This window comes from Nocardioides aestuarii (assembly GCF_039527245.1).
In the GTDB taxonomy this organism is placed as follows: domain Bacteria; phylum Actinomycetota; class Actinomycetes; order Propionibacteriales; family Nocardioidaceae; genus Nocardioides; species Nocardioides aestuarii.
The window spans coordinates 344,616-357,374 of the sequence record NZ_BAAAJT010000002.1; the positions used below are offsets into that span (position 1 = coordinate 344,616).

The following is a 12,759-nucleotide window of genomic DNA, read 5'->3' on the forward strand; positions in this document are numbered from 1 at the left end:
CATCATGGGCGACCGGCCGCCCGGACAGGACGCGAACCGGTCACGTCGCCACAACGAATCAGGCGGCGCGAAGCATCTTCGCGACGAGGAAGGCGAGCTCGAGGCTCTGGACCCGGTTGAGGCGGGGGTCGCAGACCGACTCGTAGCGGTCGGCGAGGCCGGCCTCGTCGAGGAGCTCGCCGCCGCCGACGCACTCGGTGACGTCGTCCCCGGTCAGCTCGACGTGGACGCCACCCGGCCACGTCCCGAGGGAGCGGTGGACGTCGAAGAAGCCCTGGACCTCGTCGATGACGTCGTCGAAGCGGCGGGTCTTGTAGCCCGAGGACGCCTCGAAGGTGTTGCCGTGCATCGGGTCGCACACCCACGCCACCTGCACGCCGGCCGCGGTGACCTTCTCGATCAGGGTCGGCAGCCCGTCGCGGATCCTCCCGGCACCGAAGCGGGTGATGAAGGTCAGGCGCCCGGGGATGTTGTGGGGGTTCAGCTTCTCCGCCAGCGCCAGCGCGTCGTCGGGCGTGGTGGTGGGGCCGAGCTTCACGCCGATCGGGTTCTTGATGTGGCTCAGCAGCTCGACGTGCGCGCCGTCGAGCTGGCGCGTCCGCTCGCCGATCCAGACGAAGTGGCCAGAGACGTCGTACGGCGCCTGCGTGCGGGAGTCGATGCGGGTCATCGCGTGCTCGTACTCCAGCACCAGCGCCTCGTGACTGGAGTGGAAGTCGACCCGGTGGAACTCGTCGGGGTCGGCGCCGATGGCCTGCATGAAGGTCAGGGCGCGCTCGATGTCGTTGGCCATCGCCTCGTACTGCTGGCCGGCCGCGCTCTCCTTGACGAAGTCGGTGTTCCAGGCGTGGACCTGGCGCAGGTCGGCGTAGCCGCCGGTGACGAAGGCGCGGACGAGGTTGAGCGTCGCGGCCGAGGCGTTGTAGACGTCGACGAGTCGCTGCGGGTCGTGGGCGCGCGCCTCGGGGGTGAACTCGAAGCCGTTGACGGCGTCGCCGCGGTAGGCCGGGAGGGTCACCTCATGGTCGCCACTGCCGCGGGTCTCGAAATCGCTGGACCGGGGCTTGGCGTACTGGCCGGCGAGCCGCCCGACCTTCACCACCGGCACGCTGGCGGCGTAGGTCAGGACGACGGCCATCTGGAGGATGACCCGCAGCTTGTTGCGGACGTTGTCGGCCGTCACGCCGGCGAAGGTCTCGGCGCAGTCACCACCCTGGAGCAGGAACGCCTCGCCCCGGGCGACCGCCCCGATCTTCTCGGTCAGCTCGTCGCACTCACCGGCAAAGACGAGCGGCGGCTGGGTGCGGAGCCGGGACACCGCGGCGTCGACAGCCACGGGGTCGGGGTACGTCGGCTGCTGGGCGGGGCCCATCGCGTGCAGCGCGGCGAGGTCGGGGACGGAGCTGGTCACCGCTCAAGGGTACGGCGCGGTGCGGTCCCTCCCGGAACCGCCGACGCCCGATGGACAGCCGGGTCAGTCCTCGAGGTGGTCGATGTCACGGAACCCCGTCTTCTGCGCACGGACCCCGCGGTTGGTCAGCCAGGTGAAGACCCACAGCACCACGCCGATCGCGAGCAGCACCCCGGCGATGCGGTACTGGATCCAGTCCTCCGGGTCACGGGCCCACGGGCCGGCGAGGAACAGGCACAGCACGGCCGCGATCACGGGGAAGGGCGTCGGTGCTCGGAAGGTGGTCTCGACCGAGGTGTCCTTGCGCAGCATCAGGCACGCCACGTTGACGATCGAGAACACCACGAGCAGCAGCAGCCCGGTGGTGCCGCTCAGCGCACCGACGACCGAGCTCTCGGAGTCGAGCGAGACGTAGGTGATCAGCCCGAGGGCCAGCACCGTGGTGAACGCGATGCCCGCCCACGGCGTACGCCGCTCGGGCAGGACCTTGCCGAGCGACCGGGGCAGGACGTCCTGCCGGGCCATGCCGTAGATGAGCCGGCTGGCCATCAGCATGTTGATCAGCGCCGTGTTGGCGACGGCGAAGACGGTGAGGAACGGGAAGATCTCGCCCACGGGGAGGTCGGGCACCCCCGCCTTGACCACCTCGAGGAGGATGCCGGTCTCGCCGTCGAAGGACTCGATCTCCCCCAGCGGCAGGACCATCACCACCGAGACGGCCACCAGCATGTAGAGGACGACGGCGATGCCGAGGCCGGTGAGCATCGTGCGCGGGAAGATCTTCTGCGGGTCCTTGGTCTCCTCGACCATGTTGACGGAGTCCTCGAAGCCGACCATCGCGAAGAAGGCGATCGCCGTGGCGACGGTGGTCGCCGCGAACATGCTGCGGTCCGAGGAGGTCTCGAAGACGACGATCTGGCCCAGGTCGGCCCCCTTGGTGGCCATCGCGTAGAAGCCGATCAGCACCACGATCGCCAGCGCGGTCAGCTCGATCAGCGTCAGCACCACGTTGAACTTCACGCTCTCGCCGACGCCCCGCAGGTTGATCACCGCCAGGACCACCATGAAGGCGAGCGCCACGAGCAGGATCGGCGTCGTGCCGGGGTCGCCGCCCTGGACCCCGAGCCCGGTGAGGAGGTTCGCCGCCAGCAGGTTGGACGAGGTGGACGCACTGGTGATGCCGGAGCACACCACGGTGAAGGCGACCAGGAAGGTGACGAAGTGGAGGCCGAAGGCCTTGTGGGCGTAGAGCGCCGCTCCGGCCGCCTGGGGGTACTTCGTGACCAGCTCGAGGTAGGCGAAGGCCGTCAGGGTCGCGACCGTGAAGGCGATCAGGAAGGGCAGCCACGCCATCCCACCCACCTCGCCGGCGATGTCGCCCGTGACGGCGTAGATGCCGGCGCCGAGGATGTCGCCGACGATGAAGAGCAGGAGGAGCCTGGGGCCCATCACCCGCTTCAGCTCGGGCTCGGAGGCGGTCACGTCCCGGGTCTCTGGGGTGGAGGCGCTCATGGCTCTTCCTTTCCGAGAAGAGATGCAGTCCGGCCATCGTGGACCAGACCGCCACCGTGTGCCAGCGCCACGCCAGTACCGGATGGGCGGTTCGCCCACATGGGTGAGGCGACCCGCACCAGACTGCAGCCATGTTCGGAAGGAGCACGAGGAGGCCCGAGGCGGTCCACGCACGCGCGTCGGTCACGATCGCCCGCCCGCCGAGCACGGTCATGGACTTCCTGCTCGACCCCCGGAGCGCGGTGCTGACCGGCCAGCTGACCGAGCGGTCGCTGCACCTCACCGACACGCCGCCCCGCGAGCGGGGCGCCCAGTTCGTCAGCATCTCCCGCCAGGACGGCCTGCTGGTGGCCGAGGTCGAGGAGCTCGTCGAGCTCGACTACCCCCACCGGGCCGTGAGCGTGAACCTGACCAGTCCGGGCAACATCACCGTGGCCTACACCTGCGCCGCGAGCACGTCGGGCGGCACGGACTACACCCAGGAGGTGTGGATGAGTCCCGGACCCGGCCGGGCGGCGCACCTGCAGGGCCTGTTCGAGTCCGAGACGGAGCGCAGCGTGAACCGGATCAAGCAGGTCCTCGAGGCCGGCGAGTGGACGGCGCCCGGCGAGTGACGGTCAGCCGAAGAAGACCTCGGCCTCGGCGTACTCCTCGGGGCTGACCAGCTTGAGCTCGCCGGTGCCCTCGATGAGCGGCACCCGGATGATGTCGGTGCCGCGCAGCGCCATCATCGTGCCGAACTCGCGGTCCGCGACGGCGTCGACGGCCTGGAGCCCGAACCGGGTGGCGAGCCAGCGGTCGAACGCCGTGGGGGTGCCGCCGCGCTGGACGTGGCCGAGGACGACGGCGCGCGCCTCCTTGCCGGTGCGGTTCTCGATCTCCGCGGCGATCCGGTCGCCGATGCCGCCGAGGCGGACGTGGCCGAAGGCGTCCTTCTCCCCCGAGATCAGGGTCATGTCGCCGCCCTCCTTCGGGATCGCTCCCTCGGAGACGACCAGGATCGGCGAGAACCGCGACTCGAAGCGCGACTCGACGAGGCGGCAGACCTCCTCGATGTCGAAGGGCTGCTCCGGGATCAGCACGATGTTGGCGCCGCCCGCGATGCCGCTGTGGAGCGCGATCCAGCCCGCGTGGCGGCCCATGACCTCGACGACGAGCACGCGGTGGTGGGACTCGGCCGTGGTGTGGAGGCGGTCGATCGCCTCGGTGGCGATGTTGACCGCCGTGTCGAAGCCGAAGGTGAAGTCGGTGCCGGAGAGGTCGTTGTCGATCGTCTTCGGCACGCCGACGACATTCACGCCGAGGTCGGCGAGCTTGGTCGCGACACCGAGGGTGTCCTCGCCGCCGATGGCGACGAGCGCGTCGACGCCGTCCTTCGCGAGGTTGTCCTTGATCTGCTCGACGCCGCCCTCGATCTTGAAGGGGTTGGTGCGGCTCGACCCGAGGATGGTGCCGCCGCGGGGCAGGATGCCGCGCACCTGCGGGACGCCGAGCTCCATCGTGTAGCCCTCGAGCGGGCCCTTCCAGCCGTCGCGGTAGCCCACGAACTCGAAGCCATGGGTCTTGACACCCTTGCGGACCACGGCCCTGATCACGGCGTTCAGCCCGGGGCAGTCGCCGCCACCGGTGAGCACTCCGACACGCATCGACACAGTGGGTCACTCCTGTTGGATCGTTCACACGGACTCGCCGACGCTAGCGGTCGTGCGACCCGGCTGTCGACCGGCCCGGAGCGTGGACGGACGGTGGCTAGGGTGCGGGCCATGACGTTCTCGATCGTGGCCCGCTCCGCCGACGGCGAGGCGTGGGGCGTGGCCGTCGCCTCCAAGTTCCTCGGGGTCGGTGCCGTCGTCCCCGCAGCGGTCGCCGAGGTCGGCGCGATCGCCACCCAGGCCGATGCCAACGTCGCCTGGAAGGGGCTCGCGCTCGCCCACCTCGACGAGGGAGCGACCGCCGCGGTCGCGCTCCAGCGCCTGCTCGAGGAGGACGACGGCCGCGACCACCGCCAGGCCGGCATCGTCGACCTCGACGGCAACGCCGCCTCCCACACGGGGAGCGCCTGCCTCGACTGGGCCGGCGGCGTGACCGGTGAGGGATACGCCATCCAGGGCAACGTGCTGGCCGGCGAGGACGTCGTGCTCGCGATGCAGGCCGCGTGGGACACCTCCGACGACGACGCGCCGCTGGGCCGGCGGCTGCTCGCCGCGCTGACGGCCGGCGACGACGCGGGCGGTGACCGGCGGGGGCGCCAGAGCGCCGCGCTGCTCGTCGTACGGGACGGGGCGGGCTACGGCGGGGGCGACGACCTCGAGGTCGACCTGCGGGTCGACGACCACACCGACCCGGTGACCGAGCTGGCGCGGCTGCTCGACCTCAACGACCTCTACCTCACGGCCTCGACCGACGAGGAGAAGGTGCCCGTGACCGACGACTTGCGGCGCGAGCTCGAGGACTTCGCCACCTCCCGCGGTCATCGCGACTTCGCCGCCTGGGTCGGCACCGAGAACTACGAGATGCGCGTCGACCCGGAGCTCGCCTGGATCGACGAACGGATCCTCGACGTCGTCAGGGGGGCTGCCTCATGAGCGTGCTCGCCATCGACGCCGGGACGACGGGGGTCACCGCCGTCGTCGTCAGCCCCGACGGACGGATCGTGGCCAAGGGCTACGAGGAGTTCCGCCAGCACTTCCCCCAGCCGGGCTGGGTCGAGCACGCGCCCGAGGAGATCTGGCAGGCCACCATCGAGGCGACCCGCGACGTCCTCAAGCAGGTCGACGCCGAGGAGCTGACCGCGCTCGGCATCACCAACCAGCGCGAGACCGTCGTGCTGTGGGACCGCGAGACCCTCGGGTCGCCCCGCCGCGCGATCGTGTGGCAGGACCGGCGCACGGCCGACATCTGCAGCCGGATGCGCGAGGAGGGCCACGAGGAGCGGGTCACCGAGCTCACCGGGCTGCGGCTCGACCCCTACTTCTCCGGCACCAAGCTCGCGTGGATCGCCGAGCACGAGCCGCACACGTGGACCCACGTCGAGTCCGGCCGCTATGCCGTCGGCACGGTCGACTCCTACCTGATCGCCCGGATGACGCGCGGGGTCCAGCACGTCACCGACGTGTCCAACGCGTGCCGCACGCTGCTGTTCGACCTCGCCGCGGGCGACTGGTCCGACGAGCTCTGCGGGCTGTTCGGCGTGCCCCGCGACGCCCTGCCCGACCTGGTCCCCAACTGGGGTGAGGTCGCCACCACCGACCCGAAGTCGTTCTGCGGGCTGTCGCTGCCGATCGCCGGCATCGCGGGTGACCAGCAGTCGGCGCTGTTCGGCCAGACCTGCTTCGACGTCGGCGACTCCAAGTGCACCTACGGCACCGGCTCCTTCATCCTCACCAACACCGGGAGCGAGCTCCAGCGTTCCGACGCCGGGCTGCTCTCGACCGCGGCCTGGCGCTCCCCCGACGGCGACCTCACCTACGCGCTCGAGGGCGCGATCTTCGTGACCGGCGCGGCGGTCCAGTGGCTGCGCGACGGCCTCCAGATCGTCGGGTCGGCGGCCGAGACCGCGGCGATCGCCTCGACCGTCGACTCCTCCGAGGGCGTGGTCTTCGTGCCGGCGCTCACCGGGCTCGGGGCTCCCCACTGGGACCCCCACGCGCGCGGGCTGATCATCGGACTGACCCGCGGCACCACCCGGGCCCACATCGTGCGGGCGACCCTGGAGGCGATCGCCTTCGAGGTCCGCGACGTGCTGGAGACCATGCCGGGGCTCTCGTCCCTCCGGGTCGACGGCGGCGCGGCGGCCAACGACCTGCTCTGCCAGGTCCAGGCCGACCAGGTCGGGGTGCCGGTCGAACGTCCCGAGATCGTCGAGACCACGGCGCTGGGCGCCGCGTTCCTCGCCGGGCTCGGCACCGGGACCTGGTCGTCGACCGACGAGCTGCGCGACACGTGGTCGCTCGACCGTCGCTTCGAGCCCGGCGGCGACCGGGCGGACCACGACGCGGCGCACGCCCGCTGGCTCGAGGCGGTACGCCGCTCCGGCGGGTGGGCGACGCTCTGAGCTAGCCGCCGAGCTTCTCGAGCGACGCCGTCGCCGCGGCGAGCTCGCGCTCGGCCTCCGCCGCAGCCGCGTCCGCCTCGGACCTCTCGGACTCGGCGTCCGACAGGTCGTCGTCGACCTCCTCCTGCTCGTCCTCGAGCGCGGAGAGCTTGCGCTTGAGCTCGTCGGCCTCGCTCTGGAGCTGCAGGGCCCGGGCCTCGAGCTCGGCGACCGCGGTCGCCGCCTCGGTCGCCGTCCGTCGGGCGTCGTCGACCACCCGCTGGGCGTCCTCGACGGCCTCGCGTGCGGCCGCGACGGCCTTCTCGTCGGCGTCGGGATCGGGGACCACGTGGAGATCGGGCGGCGGCCGCTCGGTCGTGGAGGCGGTGAAGCCGAGAGCGTCCGGGGTCGCGACTGCGGAGCCGAGGTCGACCTCGTCGACGCCGGTCGACGCGAGAGCGGTGACCAGCAGCCCGCTCCGGACGGCGTCAGCACAGCGGGCGTCGACCATCGCCGCCGTCAGCGTGGCCTCGACCTGGTCGGCGACGGCCTGCGTCACCTTCACGCCCTCCCCCGAGGCCAGCGCCCTGGCACCGGTCGTCACGGCAGCCGTCAGCTGGCGGCGCTGCCGCGTCAGGGCGCGTAGCTCCTCGCCCTGCATCCCGGCCGCAGCGTCGCGGAGGGCCGCCCCGAGGTCCAGCACCTGCGTCACCTGGTCGGCGTCGCGGCGTACGAGCAGGTTGACGACCCACGCGGCGAGCGAGGGTTTCCTCAACGCCTTCACGGGTGCCGCGAGGTCGGTGCCCTTCAGCTCCTTGGCGCGGGCGTCACGCGCGGCCGTGAAGTCGCCGAGCGGCAGCGCGTAGAGGCCGTCGGCGATCTCCAGCAGCTGCTCGGTCACGTCGGCGATCGTAGGGCCCCCGGCACGACGTACTCGATCTCGACCGGGTGGGGCGGCCACTCGGCCGTCCCGGTGAGCCCCGACGGTCGCCACCCGAGCCGCGTGTAGAGGCGCCGGGCCTGCTCGTTCGCCTCGAGACACCACAGGCGGTGCGCACCGCGGGCGACGGCGCGTGCGACCGCGTCGGCACCGAGGCCCTCGCCCCAGCGGCCGGGGTGGACCGCGAGGTGGCGCAGCGTCTCACCGTCGTGGGCGACATAGGCGTCCAGCCGACCCGCGCCGTCGACGACCTCCACGGTCGCTCCGGGCTCCGCCAGGGTGCGCTCCCAGCGCTGCCGCACCTCGTCGTAGGGGAAGGGAAGGTCCGCCGGAAAGACGTGGGCGAGCGCGACGAGGTTGGCGTCGCGCTCGAGGTCGGCGAGCGGTCCGGCGTCGGCTGCCGTGGCCGCCCGCCACTCGCCGGTCACGACTCGTCGTCGTCGAGGCCGCGCTCAATTGCGTAGCGGGTCAGCTCGACGCGGTTGTGCATCTGCAGCTTGCGGAGCGTGTTCTGGACGTGGTTCTGGACCGTGCGGTGGGAGATGACGAGGCGCTCGGCGATCTGCTTGTAGGACATGCCCTTGGCGACCATCTTGAGGATCTCGGTCTCGCGCTCGGTCAGGCCGTCACTCGGCGTCTCCTCCTCCGGCGGCGCGTCGGCCATGCGGCGGAACTCGCCGAGGACCAGCCCGGCGAGGCCGGGGGTGAAGACGGTGTCGCCCTGCGCCACCCGGCGCACGGCGTCGACGAGCTCGGAGCGCTGGGCCGACTTCACGAGGTAGCCGGTCGCACCGGCCTTCACGGCGGCCAGGACGTCGGCCTGCTCGCCGGAGGCCGAGAGGATGAGTACTCGGGCCGACGGGTCCTTGGTGAGGACGTCGGCGGTGACCTCGACGCCGCCGGGACCGGGGATCTGGAGGTCGAGCACGACGACGTCGGGCCGGACCGCGGGGAAGCGGGCGATCGCCTGGTGGCCGTCGGCGGCCACGCCGACCACGTCGAACCCGGCGTCCTGCAGGTCGCGCTCGACGGCGTCGCGCCACATCGGGTGGTCGTCGACCACCATCACACGGATCTTGCGCTCTCCCCCGGTCTCGGTCATGCGGGGCACCCTAGTGCCCCGGACGGCTCCAGCGGCCGCGTCGGTGCAGCAGCGGGTCGGTGTCGTCACCGACCTCGACCTCGCCCAGGGTGCAGGTGACCAACCGGGACCAGCCGACGTCGCGCACGTCCTCGAGGGAGACCGCTGCCCACGCGTCGGCGTCGGCCAGCCGAGGCCCGTGGTCGCCGTCGGTGAAGTCACCGGTGCGGAACGCCCCACCCGGAGCCGGGGCCGTGCCCGCGAAGGCCTCCGCGAGGTGCCGGTGCTGCCACGAGAGCAGGTGCACGACGGCCCTCCCGGACTCCTCGAGCGCCAGGGTGAGGTCCGCGTCCGGGTCGAGGAGCGCCAGGACCCGACCGGGCTCGCCACCCGCCACCATCAACGACGTGACGGTGAGCCCGGCCCGTGCCGAGCCGGCGCCTGCCGTCCACAGCGTCACGGCCCCGCCCAGCCGGCCACGGAACCGGCGGACCGGGTCCGGGTCGGGATCGGCGAAGGGGTGGCTGGTGTGGATGGTCACGAGCCGAGCGTAGGCGGGCGGGGGACGCGCAGCTCCCACTCGGTCCCGTGGGGGCCGGAGTCGAGGTCGGCGTCGCCACCGAGCTCGCGGAGCCGCGCGACGATCGACTGGGCGACCCCCAGACGGCCCTCCTCCTCGGCGACCGCGAGGCGGTCGGCGGGGATGCCCGGGCCCTCGTCACGCACGCTGACGACGACGGTGCCACCGGTGTCGTCGAGCAGCACCCATGCGGGGGCGTCGGCGCCGACGTGGGTGGCGACGTTGTCGAGGCAGGCGCGGACCGCGGCGGTCAGCTCCGCGGCGACGTCTCCGGGGAGCGCCACCGGTACACCGGGCGTCGAGAGCGTGACCGGGACGGAGTGCCCGCGCGTCATCTCCTCGAGCGCGGCCGCGAGGTCGGCCTCCCCCGGATCCCCCCGACGGTCCTGCTGACGGATCAGGGAGCGCAGCGCGGTCTCCTGCTCGCCGGCGAGCCGGCCGAGCTCGGCGAACTCGGGCGAGAGCCGCTCGAGCTCGGTGCCGCGTCGCTGCACGAGGGACAGCACCTGGAGGACGCCGTCGTGCACGGCCCGCGCGAGCCGGGCCCGCTCCTCCCCCGCGACCGCCTGCCTGAGGGCGGCGTCGCGCTGGTCCTCCATGCGACTCAGCGAGCCGGCCATGAACCCCACGATCGGCCCGCCCACCACCAGCAGGAACACGTTGCCGTAGTTGCCCTGGGTGAGGTCCTGGCGGATCGACAGGTCGGCGGCCGCGACGACCACGGCCGCCGCCAGCCCCCCGCGGGCGTGCCAGTGGATCGCCCACGCGAGCATCGCGCCCATCACCCAGAAGCCCGGGATGGTCGCGCGCAGGGTCTCGCCCTTGACCAGCGGGGAGAGCAGGATCAGCCCGGCAGCCACGCCGAGGTCGGCGACCAGCAACCAGGCGGTGCGCCGCAGCGGCTCGGCGTACGCCCAGACCGCGTAGGCCGTCCAGGCGATCATCACCACGACGCAGAAGATCCCCGCGACCGGGTGGCGGAAGTTGTCGGCGCGATAGACGTTCAGCGCGACCGCGTTGACGAGCACGACCACCCGCAGCACCGCCAGCGCGCGGAACATCCGGTCCTCGACGGCGAGGTCCGGCCGGGTCCAGAGCCGCCAGCGCGGCGCCGCGTCGCTCAGGACGCGAGCTTCCCGTCCTCGGGCTCGGCGGAAGCCTCGTCCGAGCCATCCTTGGCGGCCTTCGCCTCCCGCTCGAGCCGCTTGGACTCCTCCTTGGCGCGGGTGGCGTACATGTCGACGTACTCCTGGCCGGAGAGCCGCATGATCTCGTACATGATCTCGTCGGTGATCGAGCGGAGGATGTAGCGGTCGTTCTCGAGGCCCTCGTAGCGGGAGAAGTCGAGGGGCTTGCCGAAGCGCACACCGGGACGCGTGAACGTGCCGAACTTCTTGCCCGGCGGCGCCACCACGTCGGTGCCGAGCACCGCCACCGGGATCACCGGGACGCCGGTCTCGAGCGCGAGCCGGGCGACACCGGTCTTGCCGCGGTAGAGCTTGCCGTCGTGGGAGCGGGTGCCCTCGGGGTAGATGCCGAAGAGCTCGCCCTCCCCGAGGATCCGCTTCGCCGCGCTGAGGGCGCCCTCGGCGGCGGACGCGCCCGAGCGGTCGATCGGGACCTGCCCGGAGCCCGCGAAGAACTTCTTCTGGAACCAGCCCTTGATGCCGGGCGTCGTGAAGTACTCCGCCTTGGCGACGAAGGTGACCCGGCGCGGCAGGGTCAGCGGCATGAACAGCCAGTCGGCGTAGGAGAGGTGGTTGCTCGCGAGGATCGCGGGGCCCTCCGCGGGGACGTTGTCGGCGCCCTCGGTCTGGGGCCTGAACACGACCCGGAGCAACGGGCCGATGGCGATCCACTTGAGGAACCAGTAGAACACCGCACGACCTCCCAGGAACGGTCTCAGCCCGACGCCGGAACTCTAGACCCTCCTCGCCGGTGAATCCCATCCTCACTCGTACTCATCACGGCCCCACCTCCGCCACAGTTGGTGCACAATCCCGCCATGCCCTCGTCGCCCGCGTCGTCGCACCCGCTCACGCGCCCCTGGTCCGCGCCCGCCACCCCGGACCGGACGGGCGGCCGCTCGATCGGCGTCCTGCTCGTCCACGGCTTCACCGGGTCGCCGGCGTCGATGCGACCGTGGGGCGAACACCTCGCCGAGCAGGGGTACGCCGTGGAGGTGCCGCTGCTGCCGGGCCACGGCACCCGGTGGCAGGACCTCAACGAGGTGGCGTGGACCGACTGGCTCGACACCGCGTCGGCTGCGCTGGACCGGCTGCTCGCCTCCTGCGAGGCCGTCGTCGTGGCCGGGCTGTCGATGGGCGGCTCCGTCGTGCTGCGGCTGGCCGAGGAGCGCCCGGGCGACGTCGCCGGCATCGTGCTGGTCAACCCGTTCGTCTCGAGCACCCGCAAGGAGCTGCTCGCCCTGCCCGTGCTCCAGCGGGTCGTGCCGTCGCTCAAGGGCGTCGTCAACGACATCAAGAAGCCGGGCCAGGACGAGGTCGGCTACCCCCGGCTCCCGATCAAGGGGCTCTACCAGGTCACGCGCCTGTGGCAGGCGCTCGTGCCGGACCTGCCGAAGGTCACCCAGCCGGTCCTCTACTTCCAGTCCGCCGAGGACCACGTCATCGACCAGTCGTCGGCCGACACGGTGCTGACCGCGGTCTCCTCGCGCGACACCGACCACCGGGTGCTGACCAACAGCTATCACGTCGCGACGCTCGACCACGACGCCGACGACATCTTCGCCGGATCCGCCGAGTTCGTCGCCCGGGTCACCGACCGGGGCTGACGTACCCTCGTCCGCGTGAGCGGCACGAGCAACGACGACGAGGCCTGGCAGGCCATCGTCGAGAACTACGGCGAGCGAGCCGAGGTCGACGACCCGCCCGCTCCGCCGACGTTCACCACCTCGTTCGAGGTCGCGCTCCCGGCCGCGGCCCCCGAGGTCGAGCCGGAGGACCGCTTCGTGCCGCCCGACCCCGGCCCGCTGCCGCCGATCCGGTTCCCGGAGCACCTCCCCTGGCTCGGCGTCCTCGGCATCCCCGCGGTGATGCTGGTCGCGCTGCTCGGCGGTGTCTCGCTGCCGTCGTGGCTGGGCTACCTGATGGTCGTGGGGTTCGTCGGGAGCTTCGTCTACCTCGTGCTGACGATGAAGCGCGGCGGGCGCGACCCGTGGGACGACGGGGCGCGGGTCTGA

14 protein-coding genes are annotated in these 12,759 nt (G+C 72.1%); 5 read left to right on the top strand and 9 right to left on the bottom strand.

All coding sequences use genetic code 11. The features are described 5' to 3' along the window. Positions 1–58: 58 nt before the first annotated feature. Both ABD091_RS01760 and ABD091_RS01765 read right to left on the bottom strand, forming a co-directional pair. Entirely contained in the window at positions 59–1,372 is a 1,314-nt protein-coding gene (locus ABD091_RS01760; protein ID WP_343920865.1) for a class II 3-deoxy-7-phosphoheptulonate synthase, read from the bottom strand. Positions 1,373–1,474: 102 nt separating this feature from the next. Further along, complete coding sequence (locus ABD091_RS01765; protein WP_343915403.1) at positions 1,475–2,923, bottom strand: APC family permease; 1,449 nt, start codon at positions 2,921–2,923, stop codon at positions 1,475–1,477. Positions 2,924–3,054: 131 nt separating this feature from the next. On the opposite strand from ABD091_RS01765, the gene ABD091_RS01770 reads away from it, so the two are divergent. After that, positions 3,055–3,537 carry an SRPBCC family protein gene (locus tag ABD091_RS01770; RefSeq protein ID WP_343915404.1) on the top strand — a complete coding sequence of 161 codons (483 nt, stop codon included), beginning with the start codon at positions 3,055–3,057 and terminating at the stop codon, positions 3,535–3,537. Positions 3,538–3,540: 3 nt separating this feature from the next. Here the strand turns inward: ABD091_RS01770 and ABD091_RS01775 are convergent, their stop codons facing one another. Beyond that, positions 3,541–4,569, bottom strand: a complete 1,029-nt coding sequence (locus ABD091_RS01775) for a 6-phosphofructokinase (protein WP_343915405.1) — start codon at positions 4,567–4,569, stop codon at positions 3,541–3,543. A gap of 117 nt (positions 4,570–4,686) precedes the next feature. On the opposite strand from ABD091_RS01775, the gene ABD091_RS01780 reads away from it, so the two are divergent. Both ABD091_RS01780 and glpK read left to right on the top strand, forming a co-directional pair. Next, the gene (locus ABD091_RS01780) at positions 4,687–5,508 is read left to right on the top strand and encodes a DUF1028 domain-containing protein (protein WP_343915406.1); all 822 of its coding nucleotides are present in this window, start codon (positions 4,687–4,689) and stop codon (positions 5,506–5,508) included. Further along, positions 5,505–6,977, top strand: a complete 1,473-nt coding sequence (gene glpK, locus ABD091_RS01785; RefSeq protein WP_343915408.1) for a glycerol kinase GlpK — start codon at positions 5,505–5,507, stop codon at positions 6,975–6,977. Before ABD091_RS01780 ends, glpK begins: the two co-directional genes overlap by 4 nt. A gap of 1 nt (position 6,978) precedes the next feature. Here glpK and ABD091_RS01790 read toward each other — a convergent pair whose 3' ends face one another. From ABD091_RS01790 to ABD091_RS01815, 6 genes are read right to left on the bottom strand one after another with little or no spacing between them, the layout of a single operon-like run. Beyond that, positions 6,979–7,857 (bottom strand): hypothetical protein, encoded by an 879-nt coding sequence (locus ABD091_RS01790; RefSeq protein WP_343915409.1) that lies wholly within the window; start codon positions 7,855–7,857, stop codon positions 6,979–6,981. Next, a complete protein-coding gene (locus ABD091_RS01795; protein WP_343915411.1) occupies positions 7,854–8,324 on the bottom strand; it encodes a GNAT family N-acetyltransferase in 471 nt (156 codons plus the stop codon). The genes ABD091_RS01790 and ABD091_RS01795 overlap by 4 nt, the downstream gene beginning before the upstream one ends. After that, on the bottom strand, positions 8,321–8,998 hold the full coding sequence (locus ABD091_RS01800; protein ID WP_343915412.1) for a response regulator: 678 nt from the start codon (positions 8,996–8,998) through the stop codon (positions 8,321–8,323). The genes ABD091_RS01795 and ABD091_RS01800 overlap by 4 nt, the downstream gene beginning before the upstream one ends. A 10-nt stretch (positions 8,999–9,008) precedes the next feature. Continuing rightward, a complete protein-coding gene (locus ABD091_RS01805) occupies positions 9,009–9,518 on the bottom strand; it encodes a flavin reductase family protein (RefSeq protein WP_343915414.1) in 510 nt (169 codons plus the stop codon). Continuing rightward, positions 9,515–10,681, bottom strand: coding sequence for a MacS family sensor histidine kinase (gene macS / locus ABD091_RS01810; RefSeq protein WP_343920867.1), 1,167 nt, complete (start codon positions 10,679–10,681; stop codon positions 9,515–9,517). The genes ABD091_RS01805 and macS overlap by 4 nt, the downstream gene beginning before the upstream one ends. Beyond that, positions 10,678–11,436 carry a lysophospholipid acyltransferase family protein gene (locus ABD091_RS01815; RefSeq protein ID WP_343915415.1) on the bottom strand — a complete coding sequence of 253 codons (759 nt, stop codon included), beginning with the start codon at positions 11,434–11,436 and terminating at the stop codon, positions 10,678–10,680. The genes macS and ABD091_RS01815 overlap by 4 nt, the downstream gene beginning before the upstream one ends. Positions 11,437–11,562: 126 nt before the next feature. On the opposite strand from ABD091_RS01815, the gene ABD091_RS01820 reads away from it, so the two are divergent. Together ABD091_RS01820 and ABD091_RS01825 are read left to right on the top strand one after the other, a co-directional pair. After that, complete coding sequence (locus ABD091_RS01820) at positions 11,563–12,351, top strand: alpha/beta hydrolase (protein ID WP_343915416.1); 789 nt, start codon at positions 11,563–11,565, stop codon at positions 12,349–12,351. Between the two features lie 15 nt (positions 12,352–12,366). After that, the gene (locus tag ABD091_RS01825) at positions 12,367–12,759 is read left to right on the top strand and encodes a hypothetical protein (protein ID WP_343915417.1); all 393 of its coding nucleotides are present in this window, start codon (positions 12,367–12,369) and stop codon (positions 12,757–12,759) included.

Coding starts and splice junctions, on each gene's coding strand:
- ABD091_RS01760 (WP_343920865.1), bottom strand. CDS start 1,372: ATGGGCCCCGCCCAGCAGCCGACGTACCCCGACCCCGTGGCTGTCGAC.
- ABD091_RS01765 (WP_343915403.1), bottom strand. CDS start 2,923: ATGAGCGCCTCCACCCCAGAGACCCGGGACGTGACCGCCTCCGAGCCC.
- ABD091_RS01770 (WP_343915404.1), top strand. CDS start 3,055: ATGTTCGGAAGGAGCACGAGGAGGCCCGAGGCGGTCCACGCACGCGCG.
- ABD091_RS01775 (WP_343915405.1), bottom strand. CDS start 4,569: ATGCGTGTCGGAGTGCTCACCGGTGGCGGCGACTGCCCCGGGCTGAAC.
- ABD091_RS01780 (WP_343915406.1), top strand. CDS start 4,687: ATGACGTTCTCGATCGTGGCCCGCTCCGCCGACGGCGAGGCGTGGGGC.
- glpK (WP_343915408.1), top strand. CDS start 5,505: ATGAGCGTGCTCGCCATCGACGCCGGGACGACGGGGGTCACCGCCGTC.
- ABD091_RS01800 (WP_343915412.1), bottom strand. CDS start 8,998: ATGACCGAGACCGGGGGAGAGCGCAAGATCCGTGTGATGGTGGTCGAC.
- ABD091_RS01820 (WP_343915416.1), top strand. CDS start 11,563: ATGCCCTCGTCGCCCGCGTCGTCGCACCCGCTCACGCGCCCCTGGTCC.